This window comes from Sulfitobacter sp. M368 (assembly GCF_025141875.1).
Lineage (GTDB): Bacteria > Pseudomonadota > Alphaproteobacteria > Rhodobacterales > Rhodobacteraceae > Sulfitobacter > Sulfitobacter mediterraneus_A.
Window position 1 is genome coordinate 779,624 of sequence record NZ_CP081113.1, and the last position, 23,933, is coordinate 803,556.

Here is a 23,933-nt window from a genome sequence, read left to right on the forward strand (position 1 = left end):
GCTCAGAACCGGCCTCGCACCCGCCCTTCGACCTGCCGCGCCTTTTGTCGCTCGCGCAGGAAAACAAACAGGCCCGATCCCATGATCAGGGATATGCCGACCCAGACCTCCCATTCGGGCAAATCGCCAAAGATCACCAAGCCCCAGAATACGGCCAGAGGCAGGCCAACATATTCAAACGGAGCGACAGTGGCAGCGTCGGCCAGCCTGTAGGCCTGGCTCAGCGCATACCCGATGATTGCGGCGTTGAAGCCGAGCCCGCCAAAAATCAGCCAGTCCTCCTGCGGGGGCCAGACCCAGGCCCGTAGAAGAAATTGCACAGAAGGATTGGCGGTTTCGGCGGCAAACCGACCATCCCCGGCCACGACAAAAAATCCTACAGAGACCACGATAAACACCGCTTGAATGTAAACCGACAGCACGGAGGCCTTGGCTTTGACGCCCAACTTGCGGGTCAGAAGCTGGTTCAATGCATAGGTGAGTGCGGCAATGATCGGCATTAGCAGCACCAGCCGCGAGGCTTGCAGCGTCTCTGTGCCTGCCCAGGGCCGCTGCATGATCACCACGCCAATGAAGCCGACAAACACCGCCGCCATCCGTATCGGGCCAACCTTTTCGCCCAGCATCGGAATGGACAGAAGGGTGATGAACAAAGGTGCGGCAAAGAACAGGGCGGTCGCATCCGCAAGTGGCAGGGCGGCCAGCGCCACAAAGAAAGTCATATTGGCCACGACCACCAGAAGCCCCCGCAGAATATGCAAGGCAGGTTGATCGGTCTTGAGCAGATGCCAGCCGCCTTCGATCTTGACGAAAATCAAACTGAACAGAATGCCGATTGCAGAACGGGAAAACACGATCTGGTGCAGGGGATAGCCGCCTGACAATTGTTTGATCAGCATATCATTGATCGAGATCGCCGCGACCCCGCCCAATACGAATGCAATGGCCAGTCCGGCCCGGTTCTGAAATCCTGCTGTCATAGGTTTGACCTATCAGCCCCGTTGCCCCTGTCCAGAGAAATGCGTAGCGTGAGACCAACACCAAAAGGAGCCGCCTCATGCATATGTCCGACACCCGCCAGATCGCTGTCCCTCCGGCCGAGGTTTATGCCGCGTTGCTTGACCCTGAGGTGCTCAAGCAATGCGTGCCCGGCGCACAAGAGGTAACTGGTACTGTAGAAGACGGGTTCCAGGCGACCGTTGTGCAGAAAGTTGGCCCCGTAAAGGCGACCTTTAAAGGCGAAGTGACCATTTCGGACATGGTGCCGGGCGAGGCGATGAAAATCGACGGATCGGGCAAAGGGGGCGCGGCAGGGTTTGCCAAGGGCGGCGCCGATGTGCGGTTTGCGGCCAAGGATGGCGGCACAGAGCTGAGCTATGATGTGGACGCCAAGGTGGGCGGCAAGCTGGCGCAGCTTGGCAGCCGGATCATCGACGGCTTTGCCAAGAAGATGGCCGATCAGTTTTTTGACAATCTTCAGATCGCATTGGAGGGGCCGGCAGAAGAGACCGACGCGCCAGATGCGGAAGAGGGCGGCAAAAAAGGCTGGTTCGGGCTGAAGAAAAACTAAACAGGTCTGTTCACTTTAATTTATCCGGTCTAGGTTCCCCGCCACAACAAGCGGAGAAGAGCATGACGGACATTGTCCAGATCAAGGATTTGCGCAAATCCTACAAGGGTGGCTTTCAGGCCTTGAAGGGCATCGACCTTGCCATTCGCAGGGGGGAAATTCTGGCGCTGCTCGGCCCGAATGGTGCGGGTAAAACAACCCTGATTTCAACGATTTGCGGAATCACAACTGCAACGTCCGGGTCTGTCACAGTTGCCGGGCATGACATTGTCACCGATTACCGCGCCGCGCGGTCGATCATTGGTCTGGTGCCACAAGAGATCAATCTGGAACCCTTTGAGCGGGTGATCAATACCGTGCGATTCTCACGTGGTTTGTTTGGCAAGCCAAGCGACGATGCCGCCATCGAAAAAGTGCTTCGCCAGCTGTCGCTCTGGGACAAGAAAGACAACCAGGTGCGGGAATTGTCCGGCGGGATGAAACGCCGGGTGCTGATCGCCAAGGCCTTGGCCCATGATCCGCGCGTGTTGTTTCTGGACGAACCCACAGCCGGGGTCGATGTCGAGTTGCGCAAAGACATGTGGGACATCGTGGCCAAGCTCAAGGCAGACGGCGTGACCATCATCCTGACCACCCATTACATCGAAGAGGCCGAAGCCATTGCCGACCGTGTGGGCGTGATTGCAAATGGTGAATTGATGCTGGTGGAGGAGAAAGACACGCTGATGGCGCGGATGGGGCAGAAACAGCTTGATGTGCTGTTGACCGATCCGATTTCGGAGATACCAAAGGCGTTGCAATCAGATGCGCTTGAGCTGTCAGAGGATGGCACAACCTTGATCTACACCTACGACACCAGATCCGAACGCACGGGCATCACCAAACTGCTGGCCGATGTCGCGGCGGCGGGTCTTGTTCTGCGCGATGTACAAACCCGGCAATCCAGCCTTGAAGATATCTTTGTGGGTCTGGTCAAGGAGGATGCGGCATGAACTGGACCGCGATCAAATCCATTTACGTCTTTGAGATGTATCGCTTTTTCCGCACAATCGCGCAAAGCTTCCTCGCGCCGGTGATCTCTACCTCACTGTATTTTGTCGTGTTTGGCGGGGCCATCGGCAGCCGCATTCAAGAGGTGGACGGGATCACCTATGCAGCCTTTATCGTGCCGGGTCTGATCATGCTGACAGTGATCACACAGTCTATTTCAAACGCCTCTTTCGGGATATACTTCCCCAAGTTCTTGGGTACGTTTTCCGAAATTCTGTCCGCCCCGATCAGCTTTATCGAGATTGTTCTTGGCTATGTTGGCGCGGCCGCGACCAAGGCGCTGATCATTGGCACGATCATCCTTGTCACCGCGTTCTTCTTTGTGGATTTCACCATCCAGAACCCATTGGCGATGATCGCGTTTCTGGTGCTGACCAGTGTGAGCTTTTCGCTGTTTGGTTTTATCCTCGGTGTCTGGGCAGGTAACTTTGAACAGTTGCAGATTGTGCCATTGCTGGTGATCACGCCGTTGATCTTTCTGGGTGGATCCTTCTATTCGATCTCGATGCTGCCGCCGGTTTGGCAATCGGTCTCGATGTTCAATCCGGTGGTTTACCTGATCTCGGGATTCCGCTGGTCGTTTTACGGCAGTGCGGACGTTCCCATCCTGACTTCTCTGCTGGCGATCGGGTTTTTCACCGGGGTTTGTTTGACCGTGATTTGGTGGATATTCCGCACCGGTTGGCGCATCCGGCAATAAACCTTTTGCCAGCCGCCTTGTTTGCGGCGGCTGGCCGCTCTACATGAGGTGACATGAAACGATGGCTGCCTTTCCTTAAATCTGATCCGACTGTTGCCGTGATCCGCCTCTCTGGCGTGATTGGCACACAGGGCCGTGGTGCATTGAACGATGCAACACTTGGGCCTGTCATTGAAAAAGCTTTTGCCAAGGGCAAGCCTGCCGCGGTTGCGCTTGAGCTGAATTCGCCAGGCGGCAGTCCGGTCCAATCGTCACTGATCGGCGCGCGCATCCGGCGGCTGGCGGCGGAAAAAGACATTCCCGTCATAGCCTTCGTCGAAGATGTCGCGGCCTCTGGCGGATATTGGCTGGCGGCGGCGGCTGATGAGATTTACGCCGATGCCAGTTCCGTTGTCGGCTCCATCGGGGTGATTTCTGCCTCGTTCGGTGTGCATGAGTTTATCAAGGAACACGGGGTTGAGCGGCGCGTTTATACCGCTGGCAAATCCAAATCCATGCTGGACCCTTTCCGCCCTGAAAACCCCGAAGATGTCGCGCGGCTGAAAACGCTGCTTGAGGACATTCACACCAATTTCATTGACCACATCAAAGACCGCCGCGGCGATAAGCTGCCTGAGGATCTTGATCTGTTCACCGGTGAGATCTGGCTGGCGCGGCGGGCACAGGAGTTGGGTTTGCTTGATGGCATCGGTCATCTGCTCCCCGTCCTGAAAGACCGCTTTGGTGACAAGGTAAAGCTGCGCCGCTATGGCGTTCGGCGCGGTTTAATGTCACGGTTCGGCATGCAGATGGTGCAGGACGCCGTTCACGGCATTGAGGAACGCGCCGCATTTGCGCGGTTTGGACTGTAATTCATGGTTTTCAAAATCGTCCTTCTCTTTCTCGTCTTCATGGGCGTGCTGGCGTGGTTTGGCAAAATGCACTGGATTGGTGGCAAGCGGTTCTCGCAGACCAAATGCCGGTCTTGCGGGCGTTATCGCATCGGCAAAGGCGCCTGTAGCTGCGGAGGGAAAAGCTGATGGTGATGCCATGGCTGCTGTCCGGTTTGGGTCTGCTGATCCTTCTGCTTGCAGGCGATGCGCTTGTTAAAGGCGCGGTGAACCTGTCACTGCGTTTGGGCGTCCCCGCCTTGATCGTCAGCTTGACGATTGTGGCCTTTGGCACCTCTGCGCCTGAATTGCTGATCTCCATCAAGGCCGTTCTGGATAATGCCCCCGGTATCGCGCTGGGCAATGTGGTGGGATCGAACACTGCTAATATCCTGCTGGTCCTGGGTATTCCTGCGCTTTTGGCGACGATGCACACGTCCGAATGCCGGACACGAAAGACCTACAATTTCATGATCGCCGCTTCGATCCTGTTTATCGCATTGGCGTTTCGCGGGGTTTTTGACTGGTTGGCCGGTTTGGTGCTGCTTGGGGGGCTGGCCTATGTGCTGGTCGATGCGTTCCGCGATGCCAAGGCGCACCGCAATGCCTGCAAGGGAGAGCCGGACGAGGAAGAAGAGCCTGAAGGCGCAGATCCGGATATGCCGGGCTGGCAAATTGCGGTTTTTCTGGTGCTTGGCCTGATTGGCCTGCCGGTCGGAGCCGGGCTGTTGGTGGACAATGCCACCGTGATTGCGCAGGCCTACGGCGTGAGCGATACGGTCATTGGCCTCACGCTGGTTGCCATCGGTACTTCCCTGCCGGAGCTTGCCACAACCGTGATGGCGGCCCTGCGCCGTCAGGCAGATGTGGCGCTGGGCAACGTCATCGGATCGAACATGTTCAACCTGCTGGCCATTATCGGGATTGCCTCGCTGGTCGGGCCGATCTCGGTTGATCCTGAGTTCCTGCGATTTGATCTGTGGGTGATGCTGGGCGCGTCGTTGCTGTTGATCCCCTTTGTCTATCTGAAAATGGATATCACCCGGATCTGGGGAATTATTCTAAGCGCCCTATATGCCCTCTACCTGATTGTTGTATTGATCTGAGGAGGCCGCCATGAAAGGCGCATTGGTAACAGGGGCGGGGCATCGTTTGGGCCGCGCTATGGCGCTGGAACTTGCCGGGCAAGGCTTTGATGTCGCCGTGCATTTTGCCAGTTCTGCCGATGGTGCCAATGAAACCGTTCGCATGATCGAGGCAGCAGGCGGGCGGGCCGTGGCGCTGCAGGCCGATTTGCTGGAGGAGGAGCAGACGCAATCGCTGTTTCCACAGGCGCTTGAGGCTTTGGGGGGACCCATCACTTGCCTGATCAACAATGCCTCGATCTTTGAGTATGACACCGTGCAATCTGCCACGCGCGAGAGCTGGAACCGACATCTGGACAGCAACCTGCGGGCACCTTTTGTCCTGACACAGGCCATGGCTGCGCAGGGGCTCGCCCCGGAAACAGATGAGAATGGAGAGCCGCAGGCAACCGGCCTGATCGTCAATATGGTGGATCAACGGGTGCGCAAGCTGACCCCTGAATTCATGACCTATACGCTGGCCAAGATGGGCCTCTGGGCGATGACCCAGACCACGGCGCAGGCGCTTGCCCCTGCGATCCGGGTCAATGCCATCGGGCCGGGACCAACCTTGCAAGGCAGCCGCCAAAGCGACGCGCATTTCGCGGCGCAGCGGCGCAATACGGTTTTGCAGCGCGGCGCGGATGCCCAAGGAATCACGTCGGCGCTGAGCTACTTCTTGAACGCGCCTGCGGTCACCGGTCAGCTGCTTTGTGTGGATGGCGGGCAGCATCTGGGCTGGAAAACGCCGGATGTTCTTGGGGTCGAGTGACCGCAGCGGCGGCAAAGTTCTGCACCGGACACGCAAAGATTGCAGTTTTGTTGCGAAAATCAAGCGATTTCAATAATTTGGACGAGTGGTCAAAAAAATAATCAATAAAAACAGTGCTTTATTATAGTGCCTATTTTTTAGGCAAATCAACGAACCGTGCCGAAAACAAAGAGAAAACCACGTTGATCAGAAGTTATCATCAGACTTATCCACAAGTTCCGTGGGTATGTTCACACTTGTTAACTGTGGCTCCGTGTTGCAGCAAAGGCTAAGAATCAGGCGGAACCAATGAACAGCGAATCGGACATTCCAAAAACTGGAAATGAGGTCATTCAGGGGTATCTGAAGACCATCGACGCATCGCCCGGCGTTTACCGCATGCTCGATAGCGAAAGCCGTGTTCTTTATGTTGGCAAAGCCCGAAATCTGCGGGCGCGGGTCAGCAGTTATGCCCGGCCCACTGGCCATTCGGGGCGCATTTCGCGGATGATCGCCAATACCGCCTCGATGATGTTTCTGACCACCAAGACAGAAACCGAAGCGCTGCTGCTTGAGCAGAACCTGATCAAACAGCTTAAACCGAAATTCAACGTGCTGTTGCGCGATGACAAAAGCTTCCCCAATATTCTGGTAACAGCGGATCACGACTATCCGCAGATCAAAAAGCATCGGGGTGCGAAAAAGGAGAAGGGCAGTTATTATGGTCCCTTTGCCAGCGCCGGCGCGGTCAATCGTACCCTGAACCAGTTGCAGCGGGTATTCTTGCTGCGCGATTGTTCCAACGCGATGTTTGAAAGCCGGACACGCCCCTGCCTGCAACATCAGATCAAGCGGTGTTCGGCCCCGTGCGTGGGTAAGATCAGCCCAGAGGAATACCGCCAGACGGTGCGGGATGCAGAAAGGTTTCTGTCCGGCAAGACCACCGATATTCAGGCGCGGCTGGCTTCAGAGATGTCCGCGGCCTCCGAGGCAATGGAGTTTGAACGGGCGGCCGCGCTCCGGGACCGGATCAAAGCGTTGACGCAGGTGCAGACTGCGCAGGGCATCAACCCCAAAGGTGTGTCTGAGGCTGATATCATTGCGCTGCATATGGACAGCGGACAGGCCTGTGTTCAGGTGTTTTTCATTCGCGCCAATCAAAACTGGGGCAACCGTGATTATTATCCGCGCGTTGGCGCTGATGTCGATGCAGCTGAGGTGTTGGAAGCATTCATTGGTCAGTTTTACGACACCCGCGAGCCACCGCGCCAATTGATCCTCAGCAACGAAATTGAGAATCCCGATCTCATGGCGGATGCCCTGACAGGTAAGCTTGGCCGCAAGGTTGAGTTGCTCGTGCCCAAACGCGGGGAAAAGGCAGAGCTGGTTGATGGTGCATTGCGCAACGCGCGAGAATCGCTGGCCCGCAAGATGGCGGAGACAGCGACGCAAACGAAACTCTTGCAAGGATTGATGGATGCCTTTGATCTGCCCGAGCCGCCACAGCGGATTGAGGTCTATGATAACTCGCACATCCAAGGGACCAATGCGGTCGGCGGCATGATCGTGGCGGGGCCGGACGGCTTCATGAAAAACCAATACCGCAAATTCAACATTCGCGGTGATGAACTGACCCCCGGTGATGATTTTGGCATGATGAAAGAGGTTCTGACCCGCCGGTTCAAGCGGCTGATCAAGGAAGACCCCGATCGCAGTCAGGGCATGTGGCCGGATCTGCTTTTGATTGATGGCGGCGCCGGACAGGTCAGTGCGGTTGCCTCGATCATGCGTGAATACGGGGTTGAGGATATTCCGATGGTGGGCGTGGCGAAAGGTGTGGACCGGGACGCAGGCAAGGAAGAATTCCACCGTGTCGGCAAACGCCCGATGGCCCTGCGCCATAATGATCCGGTGTTGTACTTTGTGCAGCGGATGCGGGATGAAGCGCACCGTTTCGCTATTGGCACGCACCGCGCCAAACGGGCCAAGGCCGTTGGCGCGACACCGCTTGATGATGTGCCCGGCGTGGGTGCGGCCCGCAAACGGGCGCTGCTTGCGCATTTTGGCTCTGCCAAGGCGGTTGGCCGCGCAGCGTTAAGCGATCTCAAGGCCGTTGATGGTGTTTCTGACGCTTTGGCCGAAACGATTTACGCCTATTTCCATGAACGCGGGTAGCGGCGCGGGGCCATTGGCTGCCTTTGCGGCAATCTTGATGCTTTTACGTCCCGAAAGGTCACTGTAGGGTGCCGACATGAAGTGGAATCTGCCCAATATCCTGACTGTCTTGCGTCTGGTCGCTGCGCCCGGCGTCGCGGTGATGTTTTTGTATTTCACCCGGCCCTATGCGGATTGGTTCGCGCTGATCCTGTTCCTGTCTGCGGCGATCACAGATTGGTTTGACGGCTATCTGGCGCGGGCGTGGAAACAGGAAACCAAACTGGGCGCAATGCTTGACCCGATCGCGGACAAAGCGATGGTGGTCATCGCGCTGATGGTGATCATTGCATTCTCAAGCTGGTCGCCCTGGCTGATCCTGCCCTCCACCGTGATCTTGTTTAGGGAGGTTTTTGTCTCGGGCCTGCGCGAATTCCTTGGCGATGTGGCGGGGACGCTGAAGGTCACGCAGTTGGCCAAATGGAAGACGACCTTTCAGATGACCGCGATCACCGTGCTCTTTGCCCAAGGGGTGTTTGAGCATTACCTCGGCATGTCCGTATTTGGCATGGATGAAACGATGATAGATGCGGTGCTGAACGGTGAAGAAGAGGATGTACTCGGCCTGCGCTGGAAGCTGGAAGGCATGGAGTGGGCCGGATGGCTTGGTCTTTGGCTGCTGTGGATCGCTGCGGCGCTGACGGCGATCACTGGATTTGACTATCTGCGTAAGGCGCTGCCGCATCTTCGGGAGGGGCAATAATGGACGTTTTGTATTTCGCATGGGTCCGCGAACGCATTGGCCTGCCGCGCGAAAAGATCGAAACCGAGGCCCGGACGGTTGCGGATCTCGTCGCCGAACTGCGGGCCCGTGAAGACCGATATGATCTGGCGTTCTCTGATCTGACCGCGCTGCGCGTTGCGGTCGATCAGACCTTGGCAGATTTTGACGCCCCGCTGGATGGTGTGCGCGAAGTGGCCTTTTTCCCGCCGATGACAGGCGGCTGACGGATGCGTATCTCGGTTCAGGAAGCGCCGTTTGATCTGGGCAAGGAAAGCACGGACTTTGCGCAGGGCCGCACCGATATGGGCGCGATTGTGACCTTTACCGGTGTTGTGCGTGACCTGCCGGATGATCCGCTCAAGGTCATGGAAATCGAACATTACCCCGGAATGACCGAAAGCGCCCTGCGCGAGATGGCCCAGACGGCTGTTGAACGGTTTTCGCTGGGGGATGTTCTGGTGATCCACCGCTACGGGCCACTGTACCCCGGTGAAATGATCATGATGGTTGCAACCGCCGCGCGGCATCGCAAGGATGCATTTGAGGCGGCGGAGTTCTTGATGGATTACCTCAAATCGCGCGCCCCGTTCTGGAAGCGTGAAGTCACCGCGCAGGGGGCTGATTGGGTTGCGTCAAAGGATGAAGACGAGGACGCACTTGGTCGTTGGTAAGGCGCAAGTACCTGAAATATATATGGTAAATCTCTGTTGATGTGGATCAAGGTGATGCGGCCTTTCTTGCGGCATACTTATGACAACAGATCAAAAGGGAGATGAGATATGTTTAGCAATATCGTAGTCGGTTTTGACGGGTCCGAGCCGTCGAAAAATGCATTGAAAGTGGCCTGCGACCTCGCGCAGAAATACGGCTCAGTAGTGCATCTGTCGCATACGCCGGTACATGAAACGGTTGCTTTCGCACTGGGTGCTGTGGCGGGCTATCATGTGGCGACGACCATGCCCAAACCCGAAGAGATCAAAGAAGCCTCTGACAAAGTGTTCGCGCAGGCGCAAGCCGTTGCTGACGCGGCGGGTGGTCCCAAGCTGACGCCACATGTGGGCGGCGGTGATCCGGCCCATGATATGCTGGATTGCGCCAATGCGGTTGGCGCAGACCTGATTGTGACTGGGCGCCGCGGCTTGGGCAATTTGACCGCTCTGATGATGGGCAGCACATCGGCCCATGTGGCACATCATGCGAAATGTGCCTGTTTGACGGTCGCTTGAGCCCGCCAACCGTTAGTCTTGCAGTTGTCAAATAGAAAACAACCAAAAGTTGTTGATTTTTGCGATCATGCACGGCACATGTGCGGCCATGACATTAAGAAACACTCAAATTTCCTATCGGGATGCGCCGGAAATCCCGGCGTTTTCTGATGAGGGGCCAGTCTGTGTCATGGACGCAAACTGTGCCCTTTGCGCACGTGGTGCTATGTGGATTGCGCACAATGATCATCAAGGCGCATTTCGCATTATCCCTCTGCAATCGGATCTGGGCGCTGCATTGATGCGGCATTATGGCCTCGACCCGGAAGATCCAAATTCATGGCTTTTTCTGGAAGACGGGCGCGCCTATTCCTCGTTGGAAGCGCTGGCGCGTGTTGGACGGCGACTCGGTGGTATTTGGCGCAGCTTAAGCGTTGTTCTGATTCTTCCCCGTCCAGTGCGGAACGTCCTTTACCGATTTGTAGCGCGCAACCGGTATCGCTGGTTCGGAACGGCGAACCTGTGTTTTGTTCCTGACCCGGAAGTGCAGAAAAGACTGATCAAGTGAAACTGCTCTGATCGGATGGCTGTGGTGCGCGTCAGCGGTGCTGCGCTCAGGCGCCCTTCTGGCGATCTATATAGGCGCGCATTTCTTCTGCTTCGTGCCGGGCATCGCGCAATCCGTCCATTGCGGCCCGCAATTCGGCCTCTGTCTGTGACAGTTGGTTGGTCAGTTCTGCCTCACGTTGCTGCAGATACGTGATCGCCTGATCGCGGGTCTCTTCGGCTTCGTGCAGTTCCTGGCTCATCCGGTCTAGCTGTTCGACATCACCGGCGGCCACGCGGGTGAAGCGGTGCAAAAGCCAATTGGCAAACCAGCCCAGACAAAACGCAACAAAAAGAATAATCGCGGTGGCGAGGACAAATTCAGTTCTGCTCATCGGATGTGCCTTCTGCGTCGGATGCTTCCGGTGTATCGCCCGATTCCGCGACACTTTCCAGCGTTGTTTCTTCGGGAATGGCGACGGTATCGGGGCGGATCAGCTTGAATTCAATGCGCCGGTTCTCTTCACGGCCCGCCTCGGTCTTGTTGTCGGCGATGGGAGTGGCCTCACCATAGCCCTTGGCGGTGAAAGAGCCGGTCAAAACACGGCGCGCGCGCAATTCGTTCAGGACCGATTCCGCCCGGCTTTGGCTCAGGGCGAGGTTCATGCTTTCGCGGCCCTGGCTGTCCGTGTGTCCTTGGATTTCCAATGGCAGATCGCCGCAGCGTTTCAGAATTTCTGCGATATCATCCATCGTGCCAAGGGCGGAGGCGTCAATGGTCGCGCTGCCAGGCTCAAAGTTGATCTTACCAACCTTCAGCACTTCGCCAATCTCGGCCTCGCACTCATCCGGAGTGGGCAGGCCCAGCACCGGGTCAAGTTTTTCCTGATAGGTCACGTCAATCTTGTAATCCGCCCCTTCGCCAAGTTTGTCCGACAAGAGCGAGGCAATCTCGGTGCTTGCATCCGGGTTGCCGGTATTGCCCGTCACCGAAAGGCTATCCGGCGTGACCGTCACTGCACCGTTGTTAAGCGCGGCAAGCGCCTCAAGGCCGGTCAGGACGCGCGGCGTCCAATCGCCAGGCAGGTTTTCGGCGATCCGGGCCGCTGTGTAAACTTTGTCAGAGCCGAACCGCGCCTTGGCATAGCTGTCGGCCAGTTCACGCAGGGTTTGATCGCTGACCCGGCCGCGCAGTTGTACTTGGCCCTCGGGGCTGAGGGTCGCGGTGAATTCGGGCGGGCCGGCATTGGGGTCTTCCAATTTGGGCAGTTTGGCCCGCAAGGCAAATACTTCTGGCAGGCTGTTTTCAAGCTCTCCGACCACGCGGTCGAATTGGGCCTGATCGGAGCCGGGCAAGGCAACAAGTGTGATGTCAGCGTCGGCAAATGTGACTGAGCCGCCCTCAAGCCGCTGCACGGCGTCGATGGCCTGCGTAACGGCCTTGGCCCAATTGGGGCTCGGCACGCCAAGGCCAACGGTGCAACGGGCGGTGCCGCTGACACCCGCGCGGGTGCCTGCCGCCAGAATGCGGATCCGGGCCTCTTCGGTGTCGGCAGAACAGGCATCAAAACGGGCGCCGTTTTCGTCAATGCCAAAGCGCAGGGCAAAAGGCGTGATCACCGGGCGCGGCGCGGCGATGTCCAAGACCAGGGTCAAACTTGGCGGCGCGGCACGGCGCAGCTTGGCCTCGATTGCGGCTTTGGCCTCCGGGCTGTCGGAAATGGCGGTGATCGACACATGACCGGCCTCTACTGACGCCTTGGCGCGGGGCAATTGGGCAATGGCGTTGATCGCAAAGGCCAATGCCTCTTCCCAACCGGGCGGGGCAGGGTAATCAGCCGCCTCAAGCAGATCGGTGACTTCGGCGTCCCCGGCCACTTTGGTAAACCGCTTGACCGTGGCGGCGCGGTCCGTGCTTGTGGGCACCAGGCCGATGATTGAAATACCGCTGTCGTTGCGCAGGACTTCGGCAGAAAAGCGCGGAGGCGCGATGGCGGCTTGCGCTTCGACCTCCATCTCGTCGATGACGCGTGCTGCATCGACAATGGATCCCGCTGTGGTCAGCGCGTGAAAGCGGATCGCCTCTGTTGGGGCAATACCCGAAAGCGTGACTTGCAGCCCGTCCGCCTGCACTTCGGCCCAGGTCATTGAATTGGCATCCAGAGCGTCGCGCACCCCGATTTCGGAGGATTCCTCGATCAGTTTGACGGAAAAGTTGGCGGCAACCAGCGAAACAACCGCCGCGGCGGTAAATGTCAGGCTGATGATCAAAAGAGCGGACAGGCGCATGCGTCAACTTCTGTACAGTTCAAGGTCAGCCTTTGATACGCCCGCAGGCGCGGGGGTGCAATCACGCCAGCAGGCTTGCGGCAAAAAACACAAGCGGGATCATGCCGGTATCGCGGTTGACGCGAAAAAGCTGCAGCATTTTTGCGGGATCATGGATGTCGAGCCCGCGCAATTGCCACGCCATATGCCATCCCATCGCCCAAGGTCCGGCAAGGGCAATAACCATCGCCAGAACGGAGGCATTGGGCAAAGCGGCAAAGACCACGGCCAGTCCCATCAGGCCGACAGTGGCCATCAAGAACCTGCGCAACCATTGTGACGTGTTCTCGCCAAAAAGGCGGGCGGTGGATTTGACGCCGATCAGCGCGTCATCTTCGGTGTCCTGGTGGGCATAGATCGTATCGTAGAACAGCGTCCAGGCGATGCCAGCGCCATAAAGCAACAGGGCAGGTGATCCGAGGCTTCCGGTGTGGGCGGTCCAGACCAGCAATGCGCCCCAGTTGAATGCGATACCCAGAAACACCTGCGGCCACCATGTAAAGCGCTTGGCAAAGGGGTAGACCACCACAGGGATCAGGGACAAAACGCCAAGCGAGATGGCCGCGTGGTTGAAGGTAAAGAGGATCATTGCGGCCAGAATGATCTGCGCAAACATCCATACCAATGCTTGCCGCGCAGTGACACGCCCCGACGGAATGGGCCGCGACCGCGTGCGGGCAACCTGCGCGTCAAATTTCCGGTCGGTGATGTCATTCCACGTGCAGCCCGCGCCACGCATCAGCCAAGCGCCCAGGCCGCAGCCGACAAAGATCCACAGATCCTCCCAGCGGGGGGATTGATCAAACAGGATCGCCAGGGTCAGCCCCCACCAGCACGGCAACAACAAGAGCCATGTGCCGATGGGCCGATCTGCGCGGCTGAGCTGCAGATAGGGGCGGGCCGCGGCGGGCGCATATTTGTCCACCCAGTTATCCGCGGCGGCGTCTGCCACAGTTTGATCGTCCGGTGCATCTGGCGAAGGCGGGTGGTCTTGCATATATCTTGGCCCATGAGTGCAAAAATCAGACTTTATGTAGATCACCCACTGGGGCCGGGGCAATCGGTTCCTTTGGACAAAGCGCAGGCGCATTACCTTTTTGGGGTGATGCGGCTTGCTGTTGGGGCGCAGGTCTTGTTGTTCAATGGCCGTGACGGCGAATGGCGGGCGGATGTGATGGAGGCGGGCAAGCGGGGCGGCGTGATGGCCTGTGACGCGCAGACGCGGGATTTGCAGATGCCGCCCGATTTGTGGCTGATGTTTGCCCCGATCAAAAAGGCCCGCACCGATTTCATCGTGGAAAAGGCCGCCGAAATGGGCGCGGCGCGGATCGTGCCGGTGATGACGGAATTCACCAATGCCGGACGGGTGCAGCGCGACCGGCTGCAAGCCCATGCGGTTGAGGCAGCTGAGCAATGTGGCGGCACATTTGTGCCTGAGGTCGCCGAGGCTGTGAAGTTTGACAGGTTGCTGGACGGCTGGGGCCCCGAACGACGGATCATGTTTTGTGATGAGGCGCTGGCAACCACTGGCGGCGCGGTGGGGCTGGCGGATGGTGATACCGGTCCATGGGCGATCCTGATCGGCCCCGAAGGCGGGTTTTCAGAACGGGAACGTGGACGTCTACAACGGCTAGAGGCGGCCCATGCGGTGCGGCTTGGCCCGCGGATCTTGCGTGCGGATACCGCGGCGGTGGCGGCGATGACGCTTTGGCAGCAGTCGATGGGGGATTGGACGTGAGAGCACAGCATTCTTTACAGGCGCTGGGAGTTTCACACCCCCAGACCCCCGCGAAGGTTTTTTAGCCAAATGAAGATGGGCGGTTTGCGATGAGTTTTTTCAGACCAGAAGCGCGGGCACAACTTTGGCGGTGGCGCGAGGTGATCGCGGCGGCTGGGATTTTCCTGATCGGTATCTGGATGGTGGCAGGGCCGGGGCTGTTGCTGGCGATACCCGGCTATGCATTGATCCTTGGCGGTGTTGCATTGGCTTGGCTGGGCATTCAACGCGGGCGGTTTCGCGGCGCAGATGGCGGCGCGGGCGCAGTGCAGGTGGACGAAGGGCAGGTGAGCTATTTTGGCCCATTGACTGGCGGCACCGTGGCTTTGCGCGAGATGGACAGCCTGACCCTTGATGGGGCGATGTTTCCGGCCCATTGGCGGCTGACCCAGCGGGGCCAGCCAGCCTTGCTGATCCCGGTGAATGCAGCGGGAGCCGAGGCGCTTTTTGATGCATTTGCGACGCTGCCGGGACTGCGGACCGAACGGATGCTGAGCATGCTCAACGCAAATTCCCATCAAGCGGTTGTGATCTGGCGGCGCGGTCCGCCGGGGCAAAACCCACAGCTGCTGCATTGACACCCCTCGCAATTCCCCGCATCCCTGCGGAAGCACAGAGCCAATATCGGAGCCTTCAATATGTCCATTCCTCAATCCGGCGGTGGCCCGATCGAACATCGCGACCAGCTTGCACAATATCTGGCGGATGGGTGTAAACCCAAAGAAGATTGGCGGATCGGCACTGAGCACGAGAAGTTTGGCTATTGCAAAGACACGCTTTTGCCACTGCCATATGAGGGAGAGCGGTCCATTCGCGTGATGCTCGAAGGGCTGCGAGACAGGCACAATTGGGCACCCGTCGAAGAGGGTGGCAAGTTGATCGGGCTTGAGAAAGACGGCGCCAATATCTCGCTTGAGCCGGGCGGCCAGTTGGAATTGTCCGGTGCGCCGGTCGAGACCATTCACGAGACTTGTGACGAGGTGAACACTCATTTGCGGCAGGTCAAGGATGTGGCCGATGAGATCGGCGTTGGCTGGATTGGTCTGGGCGCGGCCCCGGTATGGACCCATGAACAGATGGATTTGATGCCCAAGGGCCGCTACAAGTTGATGAACGATTATATGACCAAGGTTGGCACCATGGGCCGGGTGATGATGCGCCGGACCTGTACGGTGCAGGTCAACCTTGATTTCGGGTCCGAGGCCGACATGATCAAAAAGATGCGTGTGGCGCTGGCCTTGCAGCCGGTGGCGACCGCCCTGTTTGCCAATTCACCCTTCTTTGAGGGCAAGCCCAATGGCCACAAATCCTGGCGCAGCCGGGTTTGGCGGGATCTGGACGCCGCCCGCACAGGCATGTTGCCATTTGTGTTTGAAGATGGCTTCGGCTTTGAGCGCTGGGTGGATTACGCGCTCGATGTGCCGATGTATTTCGTCTATCGCGATGGTCAGTATATCGACGCGCTTGGCATGTCTTTCCGCGATTTCATGGAAGGCAAATTGCCTGCCTTGCCAGGCGAAACACCAACGCTCAGCGATTGGGCCGATCATCTGACAACCGCCTTCCCGGAAGCGCGGATGAAGAAATTTATCGAGATGCGCGGGGCCGATGGTGGCCCTTGGCGGCGGCTTTGCGCATTGCCGGCATTCTGGGTTGGTTTGATGTATGATCAAAACGCGCTGGATGCGGCGTGGGATCTGGTCAAGGGGTGGACGCCGGAACAGCGCGATGCCCTGCGCATTGCCGCTTCGGTGGATGGTTTGCAAGCCGAAGTGGAAGGCATCAAAATGCATGACATCGCCCATGAGGCGGTGATGCTGTCGGATATGGGGCTGCGCGCGCGCCGCCGTACCGGTGCAGGTGGTCTGGTTCCGGATGAGACCCATTTCCTGAATGCGCTGAAGGAAAGCATCGAAAGCGGCAAGGTGCCTGCGGATGAGTTGCTGGCCGATTACAACGGCAAATGGGGTGGCGATCTGGACCGGATTTATGCGGAATACAGTTACTAACCGCCGCGTTTAACCTACCCGCGTCGTGAGAACCTTGATTGCGATTGCGCCAAAGGCCAGTGCAAAGAACCCCTCAAACCCGCGTTTGGCGCGGGTGTATGCGGCGGTCATTGGCGCGGAGGAAAAGATCAGCGCATAGAGGTGGAACATCAGCAGGCTTTGCAAGCCGACCGCTGCGATCACGGTGATCAAGGCGCTGGGCGCAGTGCCGGGCGGGATACCGATGGCGTAAAGCGCCCCAAAGAACAATACCGCTTTGGGATTGGTCAGGTGCAGGGCCAGCCCCTTGGCATAGGCACGGCGCGGGGTGGTCTTGGGCAGCGGTCTGGTTGTGATCTTGTTGCCCATCCAGGCGGCGCGGGCGGATTTCACGGCCAGCCACATCAGGTAGGCCGCGCCGACATAGCGCACGACCTCAAACACCCAGACATTGGCGGACATCACCGCGCCAAGGCCAAAGGCCGCCGCGATGGACCACATGAACGATCCGGTGGTCACGCCCGAGGCCAACGCCAGTCCGGACTGGCGTCCCGATGACATGGATGTACCTGCAATGGCCAAAGTGGCCGGGCCGGGGCTGCCTGCGGCAATGAAGGCGGCAAAGAGGATCACGGGAAGGTTTACGTCGGTCATGTCGGGTCTTTCAGGTCAGGGCGGTAGCCGCGCAAGAACGAGATGACCTTTTCAGCGGGCATTTCGCAAGGGTAAAGCCGGGGACCATCCTTGAGTGTGTAAAAGTTCAAGCTGATATAGTCCGGTCCGCCCAATTCCTGCGCCACCAGCTTTTGTGATTTTCCGGTCGCGAACTTGCTGCGGGTGACCAGATAGCGGCGCCCTCCGTAACGTCCGGTATTCGCGCCCATGGGAATGGCGTCGAGGCAGGCCGCGACGTCATCCGGGGGTGTCACCCCTTTTGGCCGATCTTGGGTTCCTCACCGGACCTGATACGTTTGATATTGGCCCGGTGTCGCCAGTAAATCAGCAGGGTCAGGGCCACGCCCAACAGGACCATATGGCCAAAGTTGAGCAAGACCATTAGAAAGGTCGATGCTGCCGCCGCAGCCAAAGCGCCCATGGATGAGATCCGTGTACTGAACGCGCCGATCAGCCAAGCGATGCAACAGCCGACTCCGACAGGCCAAGCGAGCGCCAGCAGCAGGCCCAGCAGAGTCGCCACACCTTTGCCGCCCTTGAACCGCAGCCATATCGGATAGCAATGGCCGAGCATTGCAGCAATGGCAGCAATCTGCGCGGCGTCCTCGCCGACCATTGCGCGGGCCAGCAGGACGGCCACCGCGCCTTTGCCACCGTCAAACAGCAGGGTCAACGCCGCGGCGGTCTTGTTCCCGGTGCGCAAGACATTGGTCGCGCCGATGTTGCCAGACCCGATCTCCCGCAGGTTTCCCAGATTCATCAAACGGGCGAGGATCATGCCAAACGGTATGGACCCGATCAGATAACCCAGCAGTGCCCAAAGGGTCAGAACAAGAGGAGAAGAGATGATCTCTGGCATTATTGAGCCTCAAATACGCAATTGCCTGCAACAAAGGTTTTCAGCACCTTACCCTGCATCCGCATTCCGTCAAATGGCGTGTTCAGGGACTTGGAACGCAGTGTGCTGCGGTCCATGACAAAAGGTGCATCGGGGTTGAACAGAACCAGATCGGCAGGGGCACCGGCCTGCAGCCGCCCCGAGGGAAGGCCAAGTCGCTTCGCCGGGTTCAGTGACATAGCACGCCATAGCGTCGGCAGATCCATGACGTCCGCATGGACCAGACGCATGGCGGCGGGCAAAAAAGTCTCTAGCCCCACCGCGCCGGAAGCGGCCTCTTCGAAGGGCAGGCGCTTCGATTCTTCGTCCTGCGGGGTGTGCATCGAACAGATGATATCGATCAATCCGCTGGCGACAGCTTCGGCGACCGCAAGGCGGTCGTCTTCGTCGCGCAGGGGAGGTTTCAGTTTGAAGAAGGTTCGATAATCCGCCACGTCCAGCGCATTGAGCGTCAGATGGTGGATGCCTACGCCCGCCGTGATGTCCAGCCCGTTGGCCTTGGCCCGTTCCAGCGCGGGCAGGGCGCGGGCGGTGGTGATCTGGTCCGCGTGATATTTTGCCCCGGTCATTTCGATCAGGGCGATGTCGCGGTCCAGCCCCATTCGCTCTGCCATAGGCGAGACAGCAGGCAAGCCGCGCAGCGAGGCAAATTTGCCCGAGGTGGCGGCGGCGCCCTTGCTCAGGATCGGCTCTTGCGGGTGGGCAATGACCAATGCGCCAAGGCTGCGGGCATAGGTCAAAGCGCGGCCAAAGACTTTGGTGTCTGTGACCACGTGATCACAATCGGTAAAGGCGGCGGCACCCGCATCCATCAAGAACCCGATTTCGGTCATCTCCCGGCCCTGCCGCCCCTTGGTCAGGGCAGCCATCGGAACGACATTTACGGGCGCGGCCTCATTGGCGCGGCGGGTGACAAATTCCAGAACTTCGGGGCTGTCGATCGCCGGTTCGGTGTCAGGGCGGGTGATCATGGTGGTCACGCCCCCTGCCGCCGCGGCCAAGCCGGCAGAGCGGTAGCTTTCCTTGTGGCGCTCACCCGGCTCGCAGACTTTGACACCCAGATCGACGATACCGGGGGCAAGGCAATGGCCGCCACAGTCGATGACGTCAGCCCCCTTCGGGGCCTTATCTTCGCCAATTTGCAGTATTTTTCCCTCTGAAACCGTCAAACCGCCGGTGATGATCTGTCCGGCGTCTGGGTCAATCAGCTTGGCATTGGTGAAATGCAGGGTCATGGCGGGCCTTCGTGCAGTGGAGTTGCGCCCTCTTGCCTGAAAAACGGGTTCAAACCAAGGGGGATGTGGCGAACAATTCTCAAAGCGCGGCTTGGGCCGCCTTGATTGTTGCGACAACGTCGGCGGGCTGGGCCAGATCGCGGATCACAACCGACTGGCCGTTTTGCAAAGTCACGACAACACGCGACAGCCATTGTCTGCGCAAGAACTTGATATCGCTCAGCGTGACCTGCCCATGGCCTTCGGGGCCGTCGTAGATCAACGCCGCACTCGTCAATTTCCAGATCTCATGACGACGCTTGCGCCACGCGGCCAAATCTTCGATGGCAAAGACACCGACGAAACCGGCCGTCGCAAGCAATGACCAGCCTGAGCCAAATTGCAGGAACTCCTTATAAGGGGCGCCGGGAAGGGCCAGCGCAAAAATTGCAGGCAGTTGCAGGCCAAGCGCGGTCAGTGCGGTGACAATTGCGATACGGCGCAGGCTGGCTTTGGGTGCGGGCCGCCATTGCGCAATGGGCTCTACCCGATCCACAGCATCATACCGACCACGCCAAAGGCCACCAACAACGCGATCATCGCGATGCGGCCGGACATTTTGGGATCGGGTTTGGGTTCTTGCATGACAAAGGTTTAGCGGAATGCAGATGGCTGCGCCAGTGGCGCGGCCCGCGTTAAAGCAGCCACCACAGGATCAAAGCGCCCAGAACGATTAGCCCGGCCACCACCATCGCGCCGGCGCCGCGCCCGTCCGCAGGATTTGGCGGTGTGGTCTGCGCGTGTCCGGTATAAGGCGCGGCGGCTTCGCTGGTCAGTGGGCTTTCGGGCGGGGCAGATTTTGTGCGACCGTAGGTGCCGATCAGTGTCAGTTGCAATGCAGGGTTCAACACGGCCGCTTCCCCGCGAAATGCGGTGGAATAGACCAACATCACCCATCCCTCCAGCGCGGCCAGTTTTGCCGCGTCGCGGTCCAGTGCTTCGGATTGCACGTCAACACCCTCGCGCAGATAGCCCAGCAACCCGAGCTGGTCGAGATCAGATATACGGATGACCTCAACACCTTTGGGGTCTACCTCAGCACCGAGCATTGTCGACAGCGATCCGGGGTTCTCAAGCGTTTCCGCCGCACCATCTGGCAGCGAGACCGAGAACACCCTGACCTGCCCGTGTTCGTTGCGGGGGATATCAATCGTCCTCATGTCGCTGCTCCTTTGGTGTGTCCGGGTCCACGAACACAACGCCTAGGCCGCCCGTGCGTTCCGAATGTTTTGTGCAAGCAGGTCCATTGCGGCCATACGAACGGCCACGCCCATCTCGACCTGGTCCTGAATCACGCTTCGGTTGATGTCATCTGCGAGGGTGCCGTCAATCTCGACACCGCGGTTCATTGGGCCAGGGTGCATCACGATCGCATCGGGTTTGGCATGGGCCAGTTTCTCTGCGTCCAGCCCGTAGCGGTGGTAATATTCGCGCTCTGAAGGGATGAACCCGCCATCCATGCGTTCTTTCTGAAGGCGTAGCATCATCACCACATCTACGTCCTTCAATCCCTCGGCCATGTCGTCAAACACTTCGACGCCAAATTCGCCGATTTGGGCGGGCATCAAGGTGGGCGGGCCGATCAGGCGGATGCGGTTTTCCATCTTGCCCAGTAACATGATGTTGGAGCGTGCCACGCGGCTGTGGGCAATATCGCCGCAAATCGCGATGGACAGACGGTGCAGGCGGCCCTTTGCGCGGCGGATGGTCAGCGCATCCAACAAGGCCTGGGTTGGGTGTTCGTGGCGCCCGTCACCGGCGTTCAGCACGGCGCAGTTCACCTTTTGCGCCAGCAGGTCCACCGCGCCCGATTGCGGGTGGCGTACCACCAGAAGGTCGGGATGCATCGCATTCAAGGTCAGAGCCGTATCAATCAGTGTCTCACCCTTTTTGATCGATGAGGCCTGCATCGCCATATTCATCACATCCGCGCCAAGGCGTTTGCCCGCGATCTCGAAACTGGCCTGGGTGCGGGTCGAGTTTTCAAAGAACATGTTGATCTGGGTCATGCCCGCCAGCACGTCATTGTGCTTGTCCGCCTGCCGGTTCAGATCCGCATAGAAATCGGCGCGGTCCAAAATAGCAGTGATATCCGGCGGTGACAGCGGCTCAATGCCAAGCAGATGACGGTGGGGGAAGGACATGGGCAGACCCTTTTGCAGCGTTGCGGCCTTATAGGCGGGCATTGCCCTGCGCGGCAAGGTGATTGCTGCAGCAGGCACCAGTGCCCGCGCAAATTGCCGCATGTCGAACAGGGGTTTTGGTTCCCCTGGCCAGAGGCGTAAGTTGGGGCCATGGAATCAGTGAACTTTCATCACGATCTGGCCTTGCTGGATTGGCAGGTCGAACTGGGCGCGACCGATGCGATCTGCGATGCGCCGGTCAACCGCTATGAAGTGCCCGCCGCGATTGAAAAGCCCAAGCCAGCGGTCGCAGCGATCAAACCGGGTATTGCCGCTCCCGTCGAAGTGGATGCCGTTGCTGAGGCCGAAAGGACCGCGCAGGCCGCGCAGACCCTGCCAGAGCTGCAAGACGCTTTGGCACGGTTCGAGCTTTGTGAGCTTAGGAAAGGCGCACGTAATCTTGTGTTTTCCGACGGCATCGCCGGGGCGGCTGTGATGATCGTGGGCGAGGCGCCGGGCCGGGACGAAGACCGTGCTGGCAAGCCGTTTGTGGGCCGCGCCGGTCAATTGCTGGATCGGATGTTCGCCGCAATTGATATGGGCAGGTCCAATGAGGCCGCGCCGATCTATATCACCAATGTTCTGCCTTGGCGGCCACCGCAAAACCGCGACCCCAAGCCCGAAGAGATCGCTATGATGCGCCCGTTCTTGATGCGGCATATCGTGCTGGCCAAGCCTAAGGTGCTGGTCGCAGTGGGCGCTCATGCCTGTCAGGCGCTGCTGAACAAACGCGGGATCACCCGTTTGCGCGGCCAATGGGCTGAGGTGGCGGGCCTACCCGTTATCCCGATGTTCCACCCGGCCTACCTGCTGCGTAATACAGATGCCAAGCGCGAGGCTTGGGCAGATTTGCTTAGCCTGAAGGGGCGGTTGAAAGGATGATTGACCTGCTGACCCTGGCCGCATTTGTGCCTGCCTCTCTGGCGCTGAACCTGACGCCGGGGGCGGATATGATGTTTTGTCTCGGGCAGGGGTTGCGCTCTGGGCCAAGGGCGGCGGTGGCGGCGAGCGCGGGGATCTCGGCGGGATCCATGGTGCATGTTTTGCTGGCGGGCCTGGGCCTTGGTGCGGTGATCGCCGCGTTGCCCTGGGCCTTTGACGCGATCCGCTGGGCTGGTGTGACCTATCTGCTGTTCCTGGCGGTGCAATCCCTGCGCAGCCATGCTGGAGCCAAACAAAAGGCGGCGGCGCTGCGTCCTGCGCGAGCCTTTGCAACGGGTTTTATCGTGAACCTGACCAACCCAAAGCTGATCTTCTTTGTGCTGGCGTTCTTACCACAGTTTGTGAAACCCGAGGCGGGCAGCGTCTTGCTGCAATTCCTCATCTTCGGGTCGATCATCGGGCTGTTCGGCTTTTTCATCAACGCCGCTGTGGGCGTTTTTGCGGGCGGTGTCGGGCGGCGCGTGGCCTCGGGCAGTCGCGCGTTGAGCTGGATCACCAGCGGTATTTTTGTCGCGCTTGCGGCGCGATTGGCCCTGATGGAGCGAACATGAGCAGAATTGACGAAACCATGGAATTTGTATCGGTCCGCATCGCGGTACTGACCGTGTCGGACACACGCGCCCTTGCCGATGACAAGTCAGGCGATGTTCTGGCCGCGCGGATCGAGGCGGCTGGGCATATCCTGAAAGAGCGCAACATCGTGCGCGACGAACGCAAATTGATCGCGGACCAGTTGCGGACATGGTGCGCCGACGGCGATATTGATGTGGTGATCAGCACCGGCGGCACCGGTTTGACAGGCCGCGATGTGACCGTTGAGGCGCACCGCGATGTTTACGAAAAAGAGATAGAAGCCTTTGGCACGGTCTTTACCATCGTATCGATGCAAAAGATCGGCACCTCCGCCGTGCAAAGCCGCGCCACGGGCGGCGTGTCCAATGGCACCTATCTTTTTGCGCTGCCGGGATCACCGGGGGCCTGCAAGGATGCATGGGACGAGATCTTGTGCAAACAGCTCGATTATCGGCACCGGCCCTGCAATTTTGTAGAAATCATGCCACGTTTGGATGAACACAAGCGACGGAAATAGCGCTGGACCCCGTATCATCTTGTGA

At 58.8% G+C, this 23,933-nt stretch carries 29 protein-coding genes; 18 read left to right on the forward strand and 11 right to left on the reverse strand.

From position 1 onward, the window contains the following. Window positions 1–2: 2 nt before the first annotated feature. A complete protein-coding gene (locus K3754_RS03985; protein ID WP_259941218.1) occupies window positions 3–980 on the reverse strand; it encodes a DMT family transporter in 978 nt (325 codons plus the stop codon). Between the two features lie 77 nt (window positions 981–1,057). On the opposite strand from K3754_RS03985, the gene K3754_RS03990 reads away from it, so the two are divergent. The 12 genes from K3754_RS03990 (at window position 1,058) to K3754_RS04045 (ending at window position 10,775) form a co-directional block, all read left to right on the forward strand. After that, window positions 1,058–1,570, forward strand: a complete 513-nt coding sequence (locus tag K3754_RS03990; RefSeq protein ID WP_259941220.1) for a CoxG family protein — start codon at window positions 1,058–1,060, stop codon at window positions 1,568–1,570. Window positions 1,571–1,632: 62 nt separating this feature from the next. Further along, window positions 1,633–2,562, forward strand: coding sequence for an ABC transporter ATP-binding protein (locus K3754_RS03995; protein ID WP_203208944.1), 930 nt, complete (start codon window positions 1,633–1,635; stop codon window positions 2,560–2,562). Next, window positions 2,559–3,320 carry an ABC transporter permease gene (locus K3754_RS04000; protein WP_203208943.1) on the forward strand — a complete coding sequence of 254 codons (762 nt, stop codon included), beginning with the start codon at window positions 2,559–2,561 and terminating at the stop codon, window positions 3,318–3,320. Before K3754_RS03995 ends, K3754_RS04000 begins: the two co-directional genes overlap by 4 nt. Window positions 3,321–3,373: 53 nt before the next feature. Beyond that, window positions 3,374–4,171, forward strand: a complete 798-nt coding sequence (locus K3754_RS04005) for a S49 family peptidase (protein ID WP_259941223.1) — start codon at window positions 3,374–3,376, stop codon at window positions 4,169–4,171. Between the two features lie 167 nt (window positions 4,172–4,338). Further along, window positions 4,339–5,295 (forward strand): calcium/sodium antiporter, encoded by a 957-nt coding sequence (locus K3754_RS04010; protein ID WP_231024250.1) that lies wholly within the window; start codon window positions 4,339–4,341, stop codon window positions 5,293–5,295. 10 nt (window positions 5,296–5,305) lie between these two features. After that, window positions 5,306–6,085, forward strand: a complete 780-nt coding sequence (locus K3754_RS04015; protein ID WP_259941226.1) for an SDR family oxidoreductase — start codon at window positions 5,306–5,308, stop codon at window positions 6,083–6,085. A gap of 288 nt (window positions 6,086–6,373) precedes the next feature. Beyond that, the gene (uvrC, locus tag K3754_RS04020) at window positions 6,374–8,239 is read left to right on the forward strand and encodes an excinuclease ABC subunit UvrC (protein ID WP_203208940.1); all 1,866 of its coding nucleotides are present in this window, start codon (window positions 6,374–6,376) and stop codon (window positions 8,237–8,239) included. 76 nt (window positions 8,240–8,315) lie between these two features. Beyond that, window positions 8,316–8,981 carry a CDP-diacylglycerol--glycerol-3-phosphate 3-phosphatidyltransferase gene (gene pgsA, locus K3754_RS04025; protein ID WP_259941229.1) on the forward strand — a complete coding sequence of 222 codons (666 nt, stop codon included), beginning with the start codon at window positions 8,316–8,318 and terminating at the stop codon, window positions 8,979–8,981. Beyond that, window positions 8,981–9,226, forward strand: a complete 246-nt coding sequence (gene moaD, locus K3754_RS04030) for a molybdopterin converting factor subunit 1 (RefSeq protein WP_203208938.1) — start codon at window positions 8,981–8,983, stop codon at window positions 9,224–9,226. The genes pgsA and moaD overlap by 1 nt, the downstream gene beginning before the upstream one ends. A gap of 3 nt (window positions 9,227–9,229) precedes the next feature. Further along, window positions 9,230–9,673 (forward strand): molybdenum cofactor biosynthesis protein MoaE, encoded by a 444-nt coding sequence (locus K3754_RS04035; protein WP_259941232.1) that lies wholly within the window; start codon window positions 9,230–9,232, stop codon window positions 9,671–9,673. 108 nt (window positions 9,674–9,781) lie between these two features. Further along, window positions 9,782–10,228, forward strand: coding sequence for a universal stress protein (locus tag K3754_RS04040; RefSeq protein WP_259941235.1), 447 nt, complete (start codon window positions 9,782–9,784; stop codon window positions 10,226–10,228). 52 nt (window positions 10,229–10,280) lie between these two features. Next, window positions 10,281–10,775 (forward strand): thiol-disulfide oxidoreductase DCC family protein, encoded by a 495-nt coding sequence (locus K3754_RS04045; RefSeq protein ID WP_259941237.1) that lies wholly within the window; start codon window positions 10,281–10,283, stop codon window positions 10,773–10,775. Between the two features lie 46 nt (window positions 10,776–10,821). On the opposite strand, the gene K3754_RS04050 is transcribed toward K3754_RS04045, so the two are convergent. The 3 genes from K3754_RS04050 to ubiA form a co-directional block, all read right to left on the reverse strand. Then, on the reverse strand, window positions 10,822–11,148 hold the full coding sequence (locus K3754_RS04050) for a hypothetical protein (protein WP_025047970.1): 327 nt from the start codon (window positions 11,146–11,148) through the stop codon (window positions 10,822–10,824). Beyond that, the gene (locus K3754_RS04055) at window positions 11,135–13,042 is read right to left on the reverse strand and encodes an OmpA family protein (protein WP_259941240.1); all 1,908 of its coding nucleotides are present in this window, start codon (window positions 13,040–13,042) and stop codon (window positions 11,135–11,137) included. The genes K3754_RS04050 and K3754_RS04055 overlap by 14 nt, the downstream gene beginning before the upstream one ends. A gap of 61 nt (window positions 13,043–13,103) precedes the next feature. Then, window positions 13,104–14,078: a 4-hydroxybenzoate octaprenyltransferase gene (gene ubiA, locus K3754_RS04060; protein WP_259941243.1), complete on the reverse strand. Its 975-nt coding sequence runs from the start codon at window positions 14,076–14,078 to the stop codon at window positions 13,104–13,106. 12 nt (window positions 14,079–14,090) lie between these two features. On the opposite strand from ubiA, the gene K3754_RS04065 reads away from it, so the two are divergent. The 3 genes from K3754_RS04065 (at window position 14,091) to K3754_RS04075 (ending at window position 16,867) form a co-directional block, all read left to right on the forward strand. After that, the gene (locus K3754_RS04065) at window positions 14,091–14,819 is read left to right on the forward strand and encodes a 16S rRNA (uracil(1498)-N(3))-methyltransferase (RefSeq protein WP_259941246.1); all 729 of its coding nucleotides are present in this window, start codon (window positions 14,091–14,093) and stop codon (window positions 14,817–14,819) included. Between the two features lie 89 nt (window positions 14,820–14,908). Then, window positions 14,909–15,436, forward strand: a complete 528-nt coding sequence (locus tag K3754_RS04070; RefSeq protein ID WP_203208932.1) for a hypothetical protein — start codon at window positions 14,909–14,911, stop codon at window positions 15,434–15,436. Between the two features lie 60 nt (window positions 15,437–15,496). Then, window positions 15,497–16,867 (forward strand): glutamate--cysteine ligase, encoded by a 1,371-nt coding sequence (locus tag K3754_RS04075; protein ID WP_259941251.1) that lies wholly within the window; start codon window positions 15,497–15,499, stop codon window positions 16,865–16,867. A gap of 9 nt (window positions 16,868–16,876) precedes the next feature. Here the strand turns inward: K3754_RS04075 and K3754_RS04080 are convergent, their stop codons facing one another. The 7 genes from K3754_RS04080 to K3754_RS04110 all read right to left on the reverse strand — a co-directional run bounded on the left by K3754_RS04080 (window position 16,877) and on the right by K3754_RS04110 (window position 21,837). Continuing rightward, window positions 16,877–17,500 (reverse strand): LysE family translocator, encoded by a 624-nt coding sequence (locus K3754_RS04080; RefSeq protein WP_259941253.1) that lies wholly within the window; start codon window positions 17,498–17,500, stop codon window positions 16,877–16,879. Beyond that, a complete protein-coding gene (locus tag K3754_RS04085) occupies window positions 17,497–17,730 on the reverse strand; it encodes a hypothetical protein (RefSeq protein WP_203212209.1) in 234 nt (77 codons plus the stop codon). Before K3754_RS04085 ends, K3754_RS04080 begins: the two co-directional genes overlap by 4 nt. Before the next feature lie 41 nt (window positions 17,731–17,771). Then, on the reverse strand, window positions 17,772–18,380 hold the full coding sequence (plsY, locus tag K3754_RS04090; protein WP_259941256.1) for a glycerol-3-phosphate 1-O-acyltransferase PlsY: 609 nt from the start codon (window positions 18,378–18,380) through the stop codon (window positions 17,772–17,774). Then, window positions 18,380–19,654 (reverse strand): dihydroorotase, encoded by a 1,275-nt coding sequence (gene pyrC, locus K3754_RS04095; RefSeq protein ID WP_259941258.1) that lies wholly within the window; start codon window positions 19,652–19,654, stop codon window positions 18,380–18,382. The genes plsY and pyrC overlap by 1 nt, the downstream gene beginning before the upstream one ends. 79 nt (window positions 19,655–19,733) lie before the next feature. After that, entirely contained in the window at window positions 19,734–20,189 is a 456-nt protein-coding gene (locus K3754_RS04100; RefSeq protein WP_259941260.1) for a hypothetical protein, read from the reverse strand. 139 nt (window positions 20,190–20,328) lie between these two features. Continuing rightward, window positions 20,329–20,853 (reverse strand): hypothetical protein, encoded by a 525-nt coding sequence (locus tag K3754_RS04105; RefSeq protein ID WP_259941262.1) that lies wholly within the window; start codon window positions 20,851–20,853, stop codon window positions 20,329–20,331. Between the two features lie 42 nt (window positions 20,854–20,895). Then, on the reverse strand, window positions 20,896–21,837 hold the full coding sequence (locus K3754_RS04110; RefSeq protein WP_120504432.1) for an aspartate carbamoyltransferase catalytic subunit: 942 nt from the start codon (window positions 21,835–21,837) through the stop codon (window positions 20,896–20,898). Between the two features lie 150 nt (window positions 21,838–21,987). Between K3754_RS04110 and K3754_RS04115 the strand changes: the two genes are divergently transcribed. Genes K3754_RS04115 through moaB form a run of 3 tightly spaced genes read left to right on the forward strand, consistent with a single transcriptional unit; the run spans window position 21,988 to window position 23,908 of the window. Then, window positions 21,988–22,758 (forward strand): uracil-DNA glycosylase family protein, encoded by a 771-nt coding sequence (locus tag K3754_RS04115; RefSeq protein WP_259941264.1) that lies wholly within the window; start codon window positions 21,988–21,990, stop codon window positions 22,756–22,758. Next, on the forward strand, window positions 22,755–23,369 hold the full coding sequence (locus K3754_RS04120) for a LysE family translocator (RefSeq protein ID WP_203208923.1): 615 nt from the start codon (window positions 22,755–22,757) through the stop codon (window positions 23,367–23,369). Before K3754_RS04115 ends, K3754_RS04120 begins: the two co-directional genes overlap by 4 nt. Further along, window positions 23,366–23,908 carry a molybdenum cofactor biosynthesis protein B gene (gene moaB, locus K3754_RS04125; protein WP_259941268.1) on the forward strand — a complete coding sequence of 181 codons (543 nt, stop codon included), beginning with the start codon at window positions 23,366–23,368 and terminating at the stop codon, window positions 23,906–23,908. Before K3754_RS04120 ends, moaB begins: the two co-directional genes overlap by 4 nt. The last annotated feature ends 25 nt before the right edge of the window (window positions 23,909–23,933 follow it).